The 16692-nt window shown below is 63.3% G+C and carries 16 protein-coding genes; 8 read left to right on the top strand and 8 right to left on the bottom strand.

Annotated elements, in window-relative coordinates; genetic code table 11:
• Positions 1 to 26: 26 nt before the first annotated feature.
• The 5 genes from aqpZ to ABIE53_RS03600 form a co-directional block, all read right to left on the bottom strand.
• Entirely contained in the window at positions 27 to 773 is a 747-nt protein-coding gene (aqpZ, locus tag ABIE53_RS03620; protein WP_107710486.1) for an aquaporin Z, read from the bottom strand.
• Positions 774 to 1013: 240 nt separating this feature from the next.
• Positions 1014 to 1658, bottom strand: coding sequence for a response regulator (locus ABIE53_RS03615; protein WP_114155775.1), 645 nt, complete (start codon positions 1656 to 1658; stop codon positions 1014 to 1016).
• A 119-nt stretch (positions 1659 to 1777) separates the two neighbouring features.
• The gene (locus ABIE53_RS03610; RefSeq protein ID WP_006047997.1) at positions 1778 to 2467 is read right to left on the bottom strand and encodes a response regulator; all 690 of its coding nucleotides are present in this window, start codon (positions 2465 to 2467) and stop codon (positions 1778 to 1780) included.
• A 136-nt stretch (positions 2468 to 2603) separates the two neighbouring features.
• Positions 2604 to 3332: a response regulator gene (locus tag ABIE53_RS03605; RefSeq protein WP_310074012.1), complete on the bottom strand. Its 729-nt coding sequence runs from the start codon at positions 3330 to 3332 to the stop codon at positions 2604 to 2606.
• A 188-nt stretch (positions 3333 to 3520) separates the two neighbouring features.
• Positions 3521 to 5134, bottom strand: coding sequence for an MFS transporter (locus tag ABIE53_RS03600; RefSeq protein WP_376914624.1), 1614 nt, complete (start codon positions 5132 to 5134; stop codon positions 3521 to 3523).
• A gap of 94 nt (positions 5135 to 5228) precedes the next feature.
• Here ABIE53_RS03600 and ABIE53_RS03595 point away from each other — a divergent pair, with 94 nt between their 5' ends.
• From ABIE53_RS03595 to ABIE53_RS03565, 7 genes are all read left to right on the top strand, one after another.
• On the top strand, positions 5229 to 6116 hold the full coding sequence (locus ABIE53_RS03595; RefSeq protein ID WP_029970501.1) for a LysR family transcriptional regulator: 888 nt from the start codon (positions 5229 to 5231) through the stop codon (positions 6114 to 6116).
• 374 nt (positions 6117 to 6490) lie between these two features.
• A complete protein-coding gene (locus ABIE53_RS03590) occupies positions 6491 to 7171 on the top strand; it encodes a c-type cytochrome (protein ID WP_216649265.1) in 681 nt (226 codons plus the stop codon).
• Positions 7168 to 8508: a c-type cytochrome gene (locus ABIE53_RS03585; RefSeq protein ID WP_029970504.1), complete on the top strand. Its 1341-nt coding sequence runs from the start codon at positions 7168 to 7170 to the stop codon at positions 8506 to 8508. The genes ABIE53_RS03590 and ABIE53_RS03585 overlap by 4 nt, the downstream gene beginning before the upstream one ends.
• A 67-nt stretch (positions 8509 to 8575) precedes the next feature.
• On the top strand, positions 8576 to 8752 hold the full coding sequence (locus tag ABIE53_RS03580; RefSeq protein ID WP_165919865.1) for a hypothetical protein: 177 nt from the start codon (positions 8576 to 8578) through the stop codon (positions 8750 to 8752).
• Between the two features lie 2 nt (positions 8753 to 8754).
• On the top strand, positions 8755 to 9333 hold the full coding sequence (locus tag ABIE53_RS03575) for a cupredoxin domain-containing protein (RefSeq protein ID WP_114155772.1): 579 nt from the start codon (positions 8755 to 8757) through the stop codon (positions 9331 to 9333).
• A complete protein-coding gene (locus ABIE53_RS03570; protein ID WP_006048005.1) occupies positions 9320 to 10945 on the top strand; it encodes a b(o/a)3-type cytochrome-c oxidase subunit 1 in 1626 nt (541 codons plus the stop codon). Before ABIE53_RS03575 ends, ABIE53_RS03570 begins: the two co-directional genes overlap by 14 nt.
• Positions 10942 to 11751, top strand: coding sequence for a c-type cytochrome (locus ABIE53_RS03565; RefSeq protein ID WP_192700008.1), 810 nt, complete (start codon positions 10942 to 10944; stop codon positions 11749 to 11751). The genes ABIE53_RS03570 and ABIE53_RS03565 overlap by 4 nt, the downstream gene beginning before the upstream one ends.
• Positions 11752 to 11903: 152 nt before the next feature.
• Here the strand turns inward: ABIE53_RS03565 and ABIE53_RS03560 are convergent, their stop codons facing one another.
• A complete protein-coding gene (locus ABIE53_RS03560; RefSeq protein WP_053857489.1) occupies positions 11904 to 13562 on the bottom strand; it encodes a methyl-accepting chemotaxis protein in 1659 nt (552 codons plus the stop codon).
• Between the two features lie 302 nt (positions 13563 to 13864).
• On the opposite strand from ABIE53_RS03560, the gene ABIE53_RS03555 reads away from it, so the two are divergent.
• Positions 13865 to 14665, top strand: a complete 801-nt coding sequence (locus ABIE53_RS03555; protein ID WP_006048008.1) for a bestrophin-like domain — start codon at positions 13865 to 13867, stop codon at positions 14663 to 14665.
• A gap of 66 nt (positions 14666 to 14731) precedes the next feature.
• Here ABIE53_RS03555 and ABIE53_RS03550 read toward each other — a convergent pair whose 3' ends face one another.
• Together ABIE53_RS03550 and ABIE53_RS03545 are read right to left on the bottom strand one after the other, a co-directional pair.
• On the bottom strand, positions 14732 to 15286 hold the full coding sequence (locus ABIE53_RS03550) for a single-stranded DNA-binding protein (RefSeq protein ID WP_006048009.1): 555 nt from the start codon (positions 15284 to 15286) through the stop codon (positions 14732 to 14734).
• A gap of 161 nt (positions 15287 to 15447) precedes the next feature.
• The gene (locus ABIE53_RS03545; protein ID WP_029969720.1) at positions 15448 to 16635 is read right to left on the bottom strand and encodes an MFS transporter; all 1188 of its coding nucleotides are present in this window, start codon (positions 16633 to 16635) and stop codon (positions 15448 to 15450) included.
• Positions 16636 to 16692 lie beyond the last annotated feature (57 nt).

The following is a 16692-nucleotide window of genomic DNA, read 5'->3' as shown; positions in this document are numbered from 1 at the left end:
GGTGAATTTCAAAGACACGGCGCGACTCAAGCCGCTTCGCTCTGCCGATCGGCAAGCGCAGCGGCAGACTGCTCGGATCTGCCGGACAGGACCGAGAACACAAAGCCCGCCACGACCCCGCCCGACATGGGCGCCGCCCAGAAGAGCCACAACTGGTCGAGCGCCCAGTCGCCGACGAAAAGCGCCTGCGCCGTGGAGCGCGCCGGGTTCACCGAGCCGTTAGTAACAGGAATCGACACGAGATAAATGAGCGCCAGACATCCGCCGAGGACCACGGGCCCGGCCACCTCCGCCTTGTATCGCGTGGCCACGAAGAGGCTCACCATGACGAACGCGAACGACAGCACGAACTCGATCGCGAGCGCGGAGTGCAGTTTGTAGTCCGAAGGAGAATGGTCGCCAAAACCATTGGCCGCGAATTCGCTCGCGCCCATTTCAAAGCCGGGGCGGCCGTTCGCCACATAGACGAGGAGCGCAGCGGCCGCGACAGCGCCGAGAATCTGCGCTGCGATGTAGGGCAGCAAGTCTTTGACGGGGAACCGTTGCGCGGCCGTGAAACCGACCGTGACAGCGGGATTGAAATGCGCGCCCGACGTCCCGCCGAACCAGTAGCTGGCCGTGGCGAGCGCGAGGCCGAACGCGAGTGAGACCTCGAGTACGCCGTACCCCTGCTGAACGGCGCCGGTGTTCAACACAATACTGCCGCAGCCGACGAAAACAAGCCATGCAGTACCTACGCCCTCGACCAACAACCGCTTACCTAGCACGGCCATGCCGCCCTCCTGTCGCGATGCAAGGCGGAAGGCGCCGCGAAATTTCTGCAGCACACCCGCCTCAAGTTCCCGGCTTTGAGCGGTCTAGCCTCGAGAAATAACTGCTTCTATGAGGCTAACGTCAGCAAAGGCCGAAGCTAATTCGCAACTATGTAGCGGCGAGGCGCGTCTACCAATCAGAAGAGTCCTAATTTCAGGACCGCGAGATGTCGGTATAGGGGCGTGGCGCCAGCAGGTCGCCTAGACCAGTCCGATTTGCCGCGCGTACTCGATGAGGTCGGATTCCGTCTCGAGACCCAGCTTGCGCATGGCGGTGCGCTTCTGAGTGCTAATGGTTTTTCCGCTGCGCTCGAGACGCTTCGCGATTTCGTGCACAGCGAGACCTTGCGTATAGAACTGAAATACTTCCCATTCGCGCGCGCTGAGAACGCTGGCACGTAGTTGCGGCGGCGTCTCGCTGATCTCCAATACATTGCGCACCCGATCCGACAGATAGACGCCGCCCGACATTGCTGCACGGATCGCGTCGATCAACGCTGCTGTCGTGTCGCGCTTGTCCACTATCGCGCTGACGCCGAGGTGTAACAGCCCTGACAGCATATGCGCGTGGCAAATCATGGTGAGGACGACGACAGGCGGATGCGCGCGTCCTCGCAACACGCGGCGCAGGAACGACACGGCGTTGCTCCCGCCGTCCAGTCCGGGCATTCCGATGTCGGATATGACGACGTCGCACTCGCAGATGTCAAGCAATTCGGCGAGTCCCTGCGTGTCGGCCGCCTGCCCGACGATCTCGATTTTCGATGTGGCCTGCAGCAACCGCGTCACGCCGACGCGAACACAGTCGTGGTCGTCCGCCACGATAACGCGGATTTTGTCTGTCATTGTTTTCTTGACTTATCGACTGGCTGCCCAATACGAGATGTACTTCCCCAGGCAACGCCAATCCATTTTTTGTTCGCCGCGCCGGCCCGGCGCGACGTCCACTTGTAGCTATCGGTGCGTTAACGGCCTTCGGTGTGCGTCTCCGACACCACGCCATGCTCGACCGCAAACCGGAACAGTTCCGCGTCGCTATTTAACGAAAGCTTGCGCATGGCCGTACATTTCTGAGCGCTGATCGTCTTGACGCTGCGCCCGAGCCGGCCCGCAATTTCGGTGACGCCGAGCCCCGACGCGTACTGAGTGAATACTTCCAGCTCGCGCCGCGACAACACCGAACGCACGAAGTCGAGCCGCTGCATCGCCGCTGCCTTGGTAATGAGCGTGCGCACCGCCGGTCCCAGATAGCATTCGCCCGCGAGCGCCGTGACGATTGCCACGTGGATCAGATCGATACGGTCGCGCTTGCTGATCAGCGCGTCCACGCCGAGCGAGATCACGCTTTGCAGCGCTGCGGCCTCGGTCTCCATGGTGAGCACGATGAGCGCGACGTCAGGATAGCGCCTCCTGAACTGCCGCACGGCCTCGACTCCGCTGCCGTCTGCGCCGCCTGGCATGTACAGATCCATGAGCACGAGGTCACAGCCTGTGCGGTCGACCTCGGCAAAGAGCTCGGTCGCGTCGGCCGCGCGGCCGACGACCTCCATGCTCGGGTAGCCGCCTATCAGATTTTCGATCGCCAGCAGGACGAGCGGATGATCGTCCGCGATGATCGCCCGGACCGGTGTGCTTATTGCAGCGGTGTCGCCCATCGTCTACCTCTTCTCCATGTTCTGACTCCCGTCACCGTGTCCCGCGCAACCGGTCCCGCTTGATCATCAAGCATTACGATGGCCTTAAACATAAGATCGGTCCGAAACAACTTCAAAAACCGGATCGATTAATTGCTTAGCTATGCGATCCACTCTTAAGAATTTCGCTGGACCTGATGCACGAGAATAAACCAGGATCGTTAGTAACGCCAAGTTTTGTCATTGCTTCACGCTTTCGCCGAATAACAGTGCGGCGATGACATCCGAGAGCAGCGGCAATTTCCGCAATTGAGTGGCCTTCTACGAACATCCTGACGACCGTCGTCTGCATTCCCGACAGCGGAAGCGCCATCTTCCGATCGCAACCCGTCTCCGGTCTTGCGAGAAGTCTCGCAATCGAACTTCCGATATATCGCGCGCCGCTTGCAGGTTCGTCGATCGCGCGCCACAGTTCGCGCGTCGACTCGCTCTTGCTTAGCAAGCTCACAGCGCCGTCCGCTGCAAGCGCGTGGAGAAGCGCAGGGTTGGTTGTCGTCGACATGACGACGATGCGCAGGCCCGGCCACTCGGCCTGGATATGGCGGATGAGGTGCAATTCATCTTCGATGAGGCCGGCGGGATCGGGCATCGACAGATCCGTAACCAGCACGTCGCACGGCGTGCGCCGCAGCAGTTCGATCAATGTCGTGGGACTGCCAGCCTGCCCGACGATCGCGACGCCGGCACGCGTCTCAAGCATGCTTCTGACACCAAGCAGAACGAACGGATGATCGTCGGCAAGAACAATTCGAATGTTCACTAGGATTTTCTCGCGCTGAATGTAGGAATAGTTATCAGATACGCAGAACAGATTAAGACGCTCCACGCGTGTCCCGCCGCGGACACATTTGAATGTGAGCGCGCGGCACGACCATAAAATCACCACCCCGCGCAAAACTAAAATCGGAGCGCTCCTAATCCTGTAGTGAATCGAACCGCCAAAGGCTTAAATACCCAAAGTGAATAATTCGCGAAGGTCTACGCGGGGGAGATTGGCGCGCAAACCAGGCGCCATTAACACCGTCTTGCACACCGGCTTGCGCGGCGTCCAGATAAACGTCGCGCGAAATGGAAATACGCTGTGTGAAAATTCTTAACCCACGTCAACAGGTTTGCGTCACGCGCGCCGAATCCATGCGCGCAGCGCGCGGGAAAACCGGCAGCGCGAGCAACGCGCTCACACTCGCGACCGCCCACACCATCGGCCACGATCCGAGCGAGAGCAGCGGCGGAATCGCAAGCGGCGTCAGAAAAAAGCGTGAGGAAAACGCAGGTATTGCCGATCGCGAGCGCAGTACCTGCGCGGTTCGTGCCGGCGAGCGTCGCGAGCTCGGTGAACGCGACGCCATGCCATGCGGACGCGCTCACGCCGCCGAGCACGATCATCGACGCGAGGATCAGCGTGACCGGCATGGTCGCGGCGTGCTGCATGCCGGCGACGCTGGTCGCGAGGGCAAGCGCGGCGAACAGTACGGCCGTCAGCAGACTGCAGCCGCGCATGTAGGCGCGGCGATTGCCGCGCCGATCCGTCCATCTGCCGCTGCAGACGCGCGCGATCGCCGCGCCGGCCTGCACCGCCGCCATCGCCACGCTGATCGTCAGAACGTCGGCGTGACCGAAGTCATGCAGAAACACGGTTCCGAACGTGACGACGGCAAGCTGCGGCACGCAAAGCGCGCCCGCTCCGAGCGCGACGCGCCAGATGCCGATTTCGCGCAGCGGCGAGGGTGTTTTGGTTTGGCTGGCGTTGGCACCGTTTGCGTTGGCGCCGTTGGTGTTGGCATGCACGGCACGTCCGCCGCCCGCCGCATCGGCTGCTCGTACTGCACGTCCGCCACGCACCGCACGCGCACCTTGCGCGGCACCGTCAGCACGTACGATACCCACCGCGTCTACGGCACGCTGACCATTCGCATCGCCCGCAGCCTCTGCCGCATCCTCTGTCCTCGCACGATGCGCCGCGCCTCCATACGCCGCGCCCGCATCGCCGTCCACAACATGCGCCGGTTCATGCAGCCATCGCCATGCGAACCCCGCCGTTATCGCGCAACCCAGCGCCAGCACCGCATAAACGCTCACGAAGCCGAACCTCGACGCCAGCGCCGGCAACAGCAGCGCGCCAAGTCCACCGCCCGCCGGCACCGCCGTTTGACGAATGCTCATGGCCAGTCCGCGCTCGCCTTCACGAAACCACGCCATCACCGCGCGGCCGCTCGATCCGTTGACGCTGCCGCCGAGCAGGCCGACCAGCAGCAAGCCGACCGCCAGCGTCGTGACGTGAGGCACATGCGAGCCGAACGGCGCCGCGAAGAGCGCAAGGCCGGCGAGCGCCGCCGCAGTGGACAACAGTCCCAGCAACAGCACGCGACGGTCGCCCCAGCGGTCCGTCAAGAGCCCCCACGGCAGTTCGCTGACCGCGATGCCCAAACCGAGCATGCCAAGGACGAGGCCGAGTCCCTCGTTGCCGAGGTGATAACCCGAGCGCAAATAAACAGCCGTCGTAGGAATGCCCGAGAAAGCCGCCGAAAAGCTCGCGTTCGCCGCGAAACCGACGCCCAGCACCTTCCATTTATGGCTCGCCGCACGTCCGCCGATGACCAAGCCGCTTGCCGATAACCCGTTTGCCATGATTCCTCCGCGATGATTTCGGAGGTATCCTACGGCGACGGCTTCCATCGGAAAAGCCGGAAATACAGATGCCATCAATCGGAACAAACGAAACATGAGCCAGCGCGGATTCGACCTGACGCAACTGCGCACCTTCGTCGCCGTCGCGGAATCGGGCAGCGTGTCGGCAGGGGCGGAGCGCGTTTTCCTGTCGCAATCGTCGGTTAGCGAGCAGCTGAAAAAACTCGAGGAACGCGTCGGCCAGCCGCTCTTCGTACGCAGCAAGCAAGGCGTGAGCGCGACGCCTGCGGGCAGCCGCCTGCTCGAACACGCGCGGCGCATCATCGCAATGAGCGAAGCGGCGTTCGAAGACCTGCAAGGCCGCTCGCTTGACGGCGAGTTGCGCATCGCGATCACCGACTATTACCGCCCGCACGACATCGCCCGCATCCTCAAGACGTTTTCCGAGCAGCATCCGCGTCTGAAGCTGCATGTCACCGTCTTGCCGAGCGCCGTGATCGACAGCCACGCCGCCGACGACGCCTCGTTCGACATCGGCCTCTCGTTGCGGCTCGTCACCGGCAACTCGCGAGCGGGCGTCCGGCGCGGCGCTGCACAAAGTACCGTGGTCAGGCGTGAGAAGCTGCTGTGGGTCAGCGCCGCCGATGCGAGTCCGCGGCCCGCCTCGCCGTATCAACTGGTGCTGCTGCCGTCGAGTTGCCAGTTGCAGCGCTTCGTCGTCAAACTGCTCGACGAAAACAAGGTGCCCTATGTGGTGTCCCACTCGGCTTCGGGCGTGGCCGGATTGCAGCTCGCGTTAAAGGCGGGGCTCGGCATCTCGTGCCTGAATGAATCGTCGATTGGCGCGGGCGTGATCGCGTGCCCGCCCGGCATCGGCTTGCCCGCATTGCCTGCCGTCGAATTCCATCTATTGCCGGGCCGAATTGGCGAAAGCGAACGCGTGAGCAATGCGCGCCTAGCCTTGATGCGGCTCTTCAGTTAAGCACATCCGACTGTCACATTCGCCCGCTGTGGAATTTGCGTGCAGTGCGAATTGAAGCATTGAAAGCGCTTTGAAGCGCATCTATGATGGTCAGAGACGAATCAACGAGCCGCCGTCTTCGGCACATACACGCGCTTGCTTGATTTGAATCAAGCAATTGCATCGCAATGGCGAATCAACTTTATTGTCCAGAATAAGCTTCCCTTCGCAGTCTGTGCTGTCGTAAGAGAGAAAGTGATAGACCCGCTGTGCGTGGCCATAGGCAGACTGGAAAGCAGCCCAGTCGCGAATGCGGGCGAAGCAAGCCGACAAAAAAACGTTTCCCAGCGAGGCCCGACGTGCATCGTAGAGCTTGGGGATTTGCCATTGTGTTTATGCTCCATCTCTTATGGAGCGGCGCCGCGCTAGCGGCCGGCAATGCAGCCGGCGCAATGCCTTCGGCCATGGACGAGCGCGTGCGCGCCTGCACCTCTTGTCATGGCGTGCAAGGTCAGGGCCTCAATAACGACTACTTCCCGCGCATCGCCGGCAAGCCCGCCGACTATCTGTTCAATCAACTCATCGCATTCCGCGACGGCGGCCGTACCTATCCGCCGATGGGTTACCTGGTCGCATTTCTGCCCGACGAGTATTTGCACAAGATCAGCGAGTACTTCGCCGATCTTCAGCCGCCCTATCCGAATGCCGATCACTCCGACGTCTCGCCCGCGGTGCTCGCCGCCGGTCAGCGGCTCGTGACGCAAGGCGATCCGGCGCGCAAGATTCCCGCGTGCATCGCGTGTCATGGCGCGCGCATGACCGGCCAGCAGCCGGGCATTCCCGGCCTGCTCGGTTTGCACGCGAGCTATATCGCGGGGCAGATGGGCACCTGGCGTTCGGGCACACGCCACGCGCTCGCGCCGGATTGCATGCACTCGATCGCCGTGAAGCTGACCGACAAGGACATCACCGCAGTATCCACGTGGCTCGCGCGCCAACCGCGTCCAGCCGATCCGCGGCCCGCGCCGGCATCGGCGGAGCGCTTGCCTCTCGCATGCGGGAGCCAACCGCAATGAAACCGACACTTCGTCCGCCTCGCACGCCGATGCGCCGCCGTTTCGCGCTGCTCGCCGCCGCGGCGCTCGTGTGCGGCAGCGCGATGCTTGCGCGCATGGCCGTGCCGTTGCCGCTCGTCGTCGCCGAAGCTCGTGCCGCGGAAAGCGCAGCAGTTCAACCCGGCGCAGCCGCCGACACGCGTCCCGACATCGTCAAGCGCGGCGAATACCTGGCGCGCGCGGGCGACTGCGTGGCCTGCCACACGGCGCCGCGCGGCAGGCTGTTTGCGGGCGGCCTCGCGATGGAAACGCCGTTCGGCACGCTCTATTCGCCGAACATCACGCCGGACGCGCAATACGGCATCGGCACATGGAGCGAGGACGCGTTCTTCCGGATGATGCGCACCGGCATCACGCCCGAAGGCAAGCTGCTTTATCCGGCGATGCCGATTGCGCAGTACACCAAAGTCACGCGCGAGGACTCGGACGCGATCTTCGCTTATCTGAAGTCCGTCGAACCGGTGCGCGAGGCGAACCACAAGCACACGCTGCGCTTTCCGTTCAATCAGCGCAAATTGCTATACGGCTGGCGCACGCTGTATTTCCGCGAAGGCGAGTTCAAGCCGGATCCGACTCGTTCGGTCGAATGGAATCGCGGCGCGTATCTGGTCGAAGGACTCGGGCACTGCACGATGTGCCACACCAAGATCAACATGCTCGGCGGCTCGTCGCAAAGCGAGCAGTTTGCCGGCGGGCTGATTCCGGTGCAGAACTGGTATGCGCCCTCGCTCACCTCCGACAAGGACGGCGGCCTCGGCGACTGGAGCATCAAGGACATCGTCGATCTGCTGCAAGCGGGTATCTCGGACCGCGGCGCGGTGTATGGCCCGATGGCCGAGGTCACCTACCACAGCCTGCAATACATGACCGACGAAGACGCCAAGGCCATGGCCGCGTATCTGAAGACGCTGCCGGACAATCGCGGCCGCAAGTCGGGGCCGTCGGCGGCGACCAACACCAACGTATTCGCGCTCGGCGAAAAGATCTACGCCGACAAGTGCGCGCTGTGCCACGGCGCAAAAGGCGAAGGCAAGCTGCAGCACTATCCGCCGCTCGCTGCGAACCAGTCGATCGAAATGGACTCCGCGGTGAACCCGATCCGCATCGTGCTGAACGGCGGCTTCCCGCCTGGCACGCGACGCAACCCGGAGCCCTACGGCATGCCGCCTTTCGCGCAGGAGTTGAACGACACCGAAGCCGCCGCCGTCGTGACGTATATCCGCACCGCGTGGGGCAACCACGGCAAGCCCGTGACCGCACGCGAAGTCAACGAACTGCGCAAGGCGCCGCTGCATTAGCGCGGCATGTCCCGTAGCGGCAGCAGCCGCGATTGAACCGCCGCATCGGAAACTGGAGAAGCCCTTGATGGAAGCGAACGATACCCGCACCGCGGGCCCATCCACGGATGAAGACGTCGAACGCGTGGTGGCCGCCGGTCCGCACGGCGCCGTTGCGGTGGCGGGCGTGGCTACGCTGATCGTGATGGCGATCTGGTTCGGCTTCTACTTCCTCGTGTTTCTGCCGCGCGGCGTCGTGCACTGATCATGTCCACCGAACCGCAACCTCAACATCCACCAGGCAGCGGCCACGCGATCGCGCTGCGCGCCGAACGCCGCTGGGCGATCTTCGTCAGCGCGCTGATCGTACTCATGCTCGCCGTGATCGTGTACTCCGGACTGCATTGGGCGATGATGCCGCCGTCGCGCGTGGAAACCATCGACCCGTCACGCCTGCAACTCTCGGGAGAATTCGTCGAAAACAATCTCGGCAGCGCGGTCGAGCCGGACGGCTCCGTGATCGTGCGTTTCATCGCGCAGCAGTATTCGTTCACGCCGCAGTGCCTGCTTGTGCCCGCGGACACGCCGATCACGATTCGCACGACAAGCGCCGACGTCGTGCACGGCCTGCTCGTCACCGATACCAACATCAACACGATGGTCGTACCCGGCTACGTGGCGACGCTGAACACGCGCTTCGACGCGCCCGCCGATCACACCATGCCCTGTCACGAGTTCTGCGGCTTCGGTCATCAGGCGATGTGGGCGCATGTGAAGGTGATCGACAAAGCGGCCTTCTTCGAGCAGGCCCGACAAACACGGAGGCTGAGCTGTGTTTCACGCTAAGCGACTCGTTCTCGCGCATTTCTGGCTCGCCTTTATCGCGTTCATCATTGCGCTCTTTCTCGGCGCCTGGCAGATGCTGGTGCGCAGCCCGCTCGCGCCTTGGATCGGCGACCCGGAACTCTACTACCGCTCGGTGACCGCGCACGGGTCCGTCATGGCCTACGTGCTGCCGACGCTGGTGTCGATGGGCTTCGGTTATGCCATCGTCGAGCTTGCGCTCGCGCAGCGCCTCGCCGGCCTCAAGTGGGCATGGGCCGCGTTCATCATGCTGGCGGTCGGCGCGGTGATGGCGATGGTGCCCGTGGCACTCGGCAAAGCCTCGGTGCTCTACACCTTCTATCCGCCGATGATCGGCAGCCCTTTCTATTACCTCGGCGTCGTGCTGGTCGTGGTCGGCTCATGGATCTGGGTCGCGCTGATGCACGTGAATCTGCGCATCTGGAGGCGCGCGAACCCCGGCAAACCGGTGCCGCTTGCGATGTTCGCCAACGTTGCGGGCGCGTACCTGTGGGCGTGGACCGCGGTCGGCGCGGCGCTCGAAATCCTCTTTCAGATTCTGCCGGTCGCGCTCGGCCTCACCAATACGATCGACGCCGGCCTCTCACGCATCCTGTTCTCGTGGACGCTGCACGCGATCGTCTACTTCTGGCTGATTCCCGCATACATCGCGTACTACACGCTGGTGCCGCGAGCCATCGGCGGGCGGCTTTATAGCGATTCGATGGCGCGCGTGTCGTTCATTCTGTTTCTCGTCTTCGCGATGCCGATCGGCATTCACCATCTGTTTGTCGATCCGCAGGTCGGCTCGGGCTTCAAGTTTCTGCACGCGGTGTTCACCGGAATGGTGTCGGTGCCCACGCTGCTGACGGTGTTCACGATTTGCGCGTCGGTGGAAATTGCCGGCAGGCTGCGCGGCGGCAAAGGCGCGTTCGGCTGGCTCACGGCATTGCCCTGGCAGAATCCGATGATGCTCGTCATCGCGTTCTCGTTCGTGATGCTTGGGCTCGGCGGCGCGGGCGGCCTTATCAACATGAGCTATCAGTTGAACTCGACGGTGCACAACACGCAGTGGGTCACCGGCCACTTCCATCTGATTTTCGGCGGCGCGATCGTCATCATGTACTTCGCGATCGCTTATGAATTGTGGCCGCAACTGACGAGCCGCGCGATCGTGTCGGTGAAGCTCGTACGCACGCAGTTGTGGCTATGGTTCATCGGGATGCTGGTGGTCACGCTGCCGTGGCATTACGTCGGCCTGCTCGGCGCGCCGCGCCGCATGGCTTACTACGACTACAAGATGCCGGGTCTCGAATCGCAGGCGTTCTGGGTCGGTGTGTCGGCAGTGGGCGGCCTGATTCTCGCGGTATCGGGCGCGCTCTTCATCTACATTCTCGCGAAGTCGCAGTTCGGGCCCGCGGTTGAGCAGCAACGCTTCCGCTTCGCGAGCGCGGTTCATCCGGTGGAACGCGTGCCGGCCGCGCTGAATACCTTCGGCTTGTGGGTCGCCTTGATGATCGGCCTGACCGTCGTCAATTACAGCGTGCCCATCGTTCAATTGCTCAAACTGCCGCAGACTTCGGTGCCCGCGGTCGTCGTCGGAGCCCAGCGATGAATCAGGAACGCGTCTTCAGCTTGCGCAACCCGTGGTTCACGGTGAGCGTCGGCGGCACGCTCGCGATTGCCGTCATCGCGATACTGATCGGCTTTGTCTGGCTGCCTTCGGCGAATAGCGCGTTCGCGGGCGGCGGCTTGTGGGCAACCATCTGCGGCGCGGCGGGCGCGCCGTCGAGCTGGTATGGCGGCGCGAACGTGGCGGGCCCGGCGCCGAGCGACGTGGTCGTGCTGCCGCCGTTGCGGCGCGTGCGGGCCGACGCGGATTCGATCGGGCGCGGCGCGACGATCGCGACGCAGAACTGCTCGATGTGCCACGGCGTGCTCGGCACCGTGCAGGTCACGGCGCCCGCATTGGCGGGTCAATACGCTGATGTGGTCTACAAGGAGTTGCGCGATTATCAGGAAGGCGTGCGGCAAAACTCGATCATGCAGCCGATCGTCGCGGCCCGCAGCGATCAGGATCTGCACGATCTCGCCGCTTACTATGCGTCGCTGCCGCGAGGTCCGGCGGCGGAAGTCTCGCCCACCGGCAGCACGCCCGATGCGAACGCGGTGCGGCTCGCGATGCAGGGCGATCCGCAGCGCAATATCGCGCCGTGCGCGGCGTGCCACGGACAGCTCGACCGCAAAGGCTCGGCGCCGTGGCTCGGCGGGCAGTCGTCGATTTATCTGGCCGCGCAAATGCGGGCGTTTGCTTCAGGCGCGCGTCGCAACGACATCAATGAGCAGATGCGCAATGTGACGCGGCAGATGACGTCGGCGGAGATAGATAGTCTTGCGAAGTATTATGCGGCTATGCAGTAAGGCGGGCTTGAGAGGACGTGCGTTGTTCGCGGTGCGTTGCTGGCGGTGCGTTGCTGGCGGTGCGTTGTTCGCCGTGCGGTACGGCTCAGCGCGCCGCCACCTGACGCACCCGACCGCGCCTCGCCTCACCCGCCAAACCGCTCACAAACGCATCAAGCCGTGGCGAACTCATCCGCCTCGCTTGCGGCAAACTGAGCCGCAACGCCGTTACCGTTACCGCGCCCCAACGCCGCCGTGACCCGCGACGACGAACCACCCTCCGTCTGAAACACAGCCACCGCCGACGTCAGCCTTCTCGCCTGCTCCTCCAGCGAACTCGCGGCCGCCGCGGCTTGCTCGACGAGCGCGGCATTCTGCTGCGTGACTTCATCCATTTGCGCGACGGCGAGATTCACCTGGTCGATACCCGCGCTCTGCTCGGTTGCCGCTGCCGCGATCTCGCCCATGATCGAGCTCACACGCGAGATCGCCTGCACGATTTCGCTCATCGTCGAGCCCGAGCGCTCGACCAGTTGCGAGCCGTTTTCGACGCGCGCCGTCGACGCGTCGATCAGCGCCTTGATCTCCTTCGCAGCCGCGGCGCTTCGCTGTGCCAACGAACGCACCTCGCTCGCGACGACCGCAAAACCGCGGCCCTGCTCACCGGCACGCGCCGCCTCGACGGCCGCGTTCAGCGCGAGAATGTTGGTCTGGAAAGCGATCCCTTCGATCACGCCGACAATGTCGGCAATGCGCCGCGAGTCGTCGACGATCTCGTGCATCGTGCCGACCACCTTGTCCGCCAGCTCGCCGCCCTGAGCAGCGAGCGTCGATGCGCCTTGGGCGAGCGAACTCGCCTGCTTCGCGTTGTCCGCCGTTTGCTTGACCGTCGACGTAAGCTCTTCGATGCTCGCCGCCGTTTCCTCGAGCGACGCAGCCTGTTCTTCCGTGCGTTGCGACAAATCCGTATTGCCGGCGGCGATTTCGCTCACGCCGCTGTCGATGGATTCCGTGCCTTGCCGCACTGACGTCACCGTCGCGATCAGCGATTCCTGCATCTTGCGCAGCGCCGCGGCGAGGCGCCCCATTTCGTTATTGCTCGTCACGACGATACGGCCGGTCAGGTCGCCATTCGCGATCCGCTGGAACTGCGCGATGGTCGCATCGACCGGAGTCACGATTGCGCGCACCAGCACCGCGCGGCCGATCAGCGAACCGAGCAGCGACACGACGATGCCGACCGCCACCGTCACGCAGATCGCGTAAAACAGGTCTTGTGCGCTCTGATAGCGCTGCGCGCCGTGATCGAGTTGCAACTGTTCGAGCGCGAGCATCGCTTTTTCATAGGCGCTGTACAGCGACGGCAGCTTGCGCGCCTGCAATTGCTGGAACGTGGGATGGTCGCCCGCCTTCAACGCGGCGAACGCCGGTTCCACGCCTTCGTGCAGGAACGTGTCGCGCTTCGTCTGCATGTCCTTGATCAGCCGCTGCTCGGTTTCGTCGGCGCTAGCGCGGCTCAAATAGTGGGCGAGGCGTTCGTCGGACGCTTTCTGGTATTGATCGAAGCGCTTGAGTACGGCGTTCGCGCCGTCCTGGTCGTTCAGATCCACCAGCGACGAATAAGTGGCCAGCGCGAGACGCAGCCGCAGCAACTGGCCGGCACTGCCTTCAAGATCGGCGACGGCGGGCGTATCCACGGTGTACATCTGCTGCAGCGACGCGTTGCTCGAGCGCAGCGACAGAAGCCCGGCCGCGGCGCCCAGCAGCAGCGCGGCGGCAAAGAAGGCGATCATCAAGGTAAGGCAACTGCGAATCGACAGATTTTTCAGCATCGGGCTAGTCTCCATTTGGGCTGCCTGACCGAATACTCAGTGAAAATGTGCCCGGCCACGCGTGCTGCGCCCAAGCCCGTTCGGCATGGTCCGCAACTTTTGTCAGAATTTAAGCGAATGCCACAGATAGGGACTACGGCGAAATAACTGGAAACTTTATGGTGATGACGCAAGCGTTTGCGTCGCATCAAAAATTCCGACGACGGCAAACAGCCTCGAAGCGCCGCATGGCGGGCCCGCCGGGTTCGTGGCACGCTAGCCGGATGCCGCCTGTCGACGCGAGCGCCACTGGGAGCACTTTTATGTCGGAAATAGGCTCGGCTCTGCTGGTTTTCGTTCTGCTGCTGGTGGCGACGGGGTTCGGCGTGTGGCTGCGGCCGCTGCTGCCCGAGGAGCACAAGGCGCACGAAACGGTGCAACTCGTGCAACTAGTGATCGGCATGCTGGTGACGTTCGCGGCGCTGGTGCTCGGTCTGATGACGGCATCGGCGAAATCGAGCTTCGACACAGCCGCGAACGATTTGCGCACCTACGCCGCCGACATCATCGAACTGGACACGACGCTCAGGGAGTACGGCAGCGACACGGACGCGGCGCGCAAGCTGTTGCGCGTCTACACGGCGGCGGCCGTTGCATCGACATGGCCGCGCGAGCCGGCGCCGGCCGGCGATTACCCGAAAAACCTCGGCTCGCCCGACAACTCGCAGAAACTGGAAAACGTGCGGCTCGGAGATTTGCTGACGTCGGTGGGCCGCCAATTGCGGCAACTGCGCGCGCATGACCCGCTGCAACAACACGCACTCGACGACAGCCTCACGCAGTTTCGCCGCGTCGTGGACGCGCGCTGGAAAATTATCGAGGAAGCGCATAGCTCGATTTCGCAGCCGTTCTTCAAGACGCTGACGTTCTGGCTTTGCGTGATCTTCCTGAGCTTCGGGTTGATCGCGCCGCGCAATGCACTGGCGCTAGTGACGATTACGCTCGGGGCTGTGTCGATTGCGTCGGCTATTTATGTGATCGTGGATCTCGATACGCCGCTGACCGGGCCGATCATGATTTCGAGTGCGCCGATGCGGGATGCGTTGGCGCATTTGGGGCGGTGACGACGGCTGAAAAGAAAAAACCCCGCTGAGGAAGCGGGGTTTTGCTGGCTTTGCGCTACGGGCCGATCAGAACGGAATATCGTCATCCATCTCATCGAACCCACCGCCGGCCGGCGCGCTCGGACGGCTGGAACCACCACCGCCGCCGCCAGCACCAGCGCCACCGCCGCTGCCGCCACGCGAACCGCCGCCCGACATCGCACGGCCGCCGCCACCGCCACCACCGCTGCGCTCCGACGGCTCGCCGCGGCTATAGCCGCCTTCATCGCCGCCACCCATCGAGCCGCCGCGGCCGCCCAGCATTTGCATCTGCTCGGCGACGATTTCCGTCGAGTAACGGTCGGTGCCGTCCTGCGCCTGCCACTTGCGGGTGCGAATACGTCCTTCCAGATAGACCGACGAGCCTTTCTTCAAATATTCGGACACGATCTCCGCGAGGCGGCCGAAGAACGACACGCGATGCCATTCGGTGGCTTCCTTCATCTCGCCGGATGCCTTGTCCTTGTACCGATCCGTCGTGGCAAGGCGGATATTCGCCACTGCGTCGCCGCTCGGAAGATAACGGACTTCCGGATCGGCTCCGAGATTGCCGACGAGAATGACCTTGTTCACGGATGCCATGAGTTTCTCCTGTTGATTCCATGTCGGGCGGCGCGGCAATTCGCGGTTCGCGTCTCATGGCCTGCGGGCCGTGGATCGGAATGCGCCTCTGCCCGCCGCCGGGTGAGTTCTGGGTGATGCCGGGATAGGCCCCGAATATGCTGCGTGCGCCGCGAAATTCTTCAGGCCTTGCGCGGCGGCTGTTTCATCTTTGCGGCGATTATAAGCCAGCATAAGACGAGCCCCGAGCACGCAAAAAACACCGTGCTGGGGCCATCCACTTTCAACAGCCAGCCGCCGATCATGCCGCCCAACGCGAGACCGATGGACTGCGTCGTGTTGTACACGCCGGCAGCCGCGCCCTTGCGGTTGCCCGGCGCCAGTTTCGACACCAGCGAAGGCTGCGACGCCTCGAGAATATTAAAGCCGAGAAAGTACACAAAGAGGATGGCCGCCACACTCAGAATCGTATGCGGAGCGACGCCCAATAACAACTGTCCGAACAGGATAAGAGCGATCGCAGAGAGCAGCACGGTTTTCATCTGTCCGCGCTTTTCCGCGGCGATGATCGCCGGCACCATCATCACGAACGACAGTCCCATGACCGGCAAATACACCTTCCAGTGCGACGCGACCGGCAGGCCGCCGGCTTCCAGAATGCGCGGCACGACGAGGAACAATGCCGTTTGAGTGGCGTGCAAAACGAGCACGCCGAAATTCAGGCGCAGCAGTTCGACGTTGTGCAGCACTTCGGCGAACGGCGCGCGCACATGCACGGGCTTCGGCGCATCGGGCACGACCCACAGCACGACGCCCACGGCCAGGATCGAAAACACGCCGACCAGCGTGAACAGCCCGCTCATGCCGACCCAATGAAAGACGATCGGCGCGCCGACAATCGCGACCGCGAACGACATGCCGATGCTGCCGCCGACCATCGCCATCGCCTTCGTGCGGTGCTCTTCGGCGGTGAGGTCGGCGATAAAAGCAATCACCGCCGACGACACCGCGCCCATGCCCTGAATCACCCGGCCGACGATGATCCACGTCATGTCGTGCGCGCCCGCCGCGACGAAGCTGCCAAGCGCGAAGATCAGGAGCCCCGTCGCGATGACCGGCTTGCGGCCCACCTTGTCGGAGACCCAGCCGTAGAAGATATACAGCATCGACTGCGTGACGCCGTACGCGCCGAGCGCGATGCCGACGAGCAGCACGTTGTCACCGCCGGGAATCGTCTTCGCGTAGATGGAGAACACCGGCATGATCATGAAGAGACCGAGCATGCGCAGCGCGAAGATGGCGGCAAGCGACACGGTCGCGCGCAGTTCAGGCGCGCTCATGCGTGAAGATGTGGCGGACGGATTGGACATCGGAAGCGTTCTTTGAATGAGCTGGTCGCGGACCGGGCAGCACGGCCGGACGGCTTT

The organism is Paraburkholderia sp. OAS925 (assembly GCF_040543975.1).
Taxonomy (GTDB): Bacteria; Pseudomonadota; Gammaproteobacteria; order Burkholderiales; family Burkholderiaceae; genus Paraburkholderia; species Paraburkholderia graminis.
The sequence above is the reverse complement of the archived record's forward strand: the minus strand, read 5'-3'. Positions and strand labels throughout refer to the sequence as shown.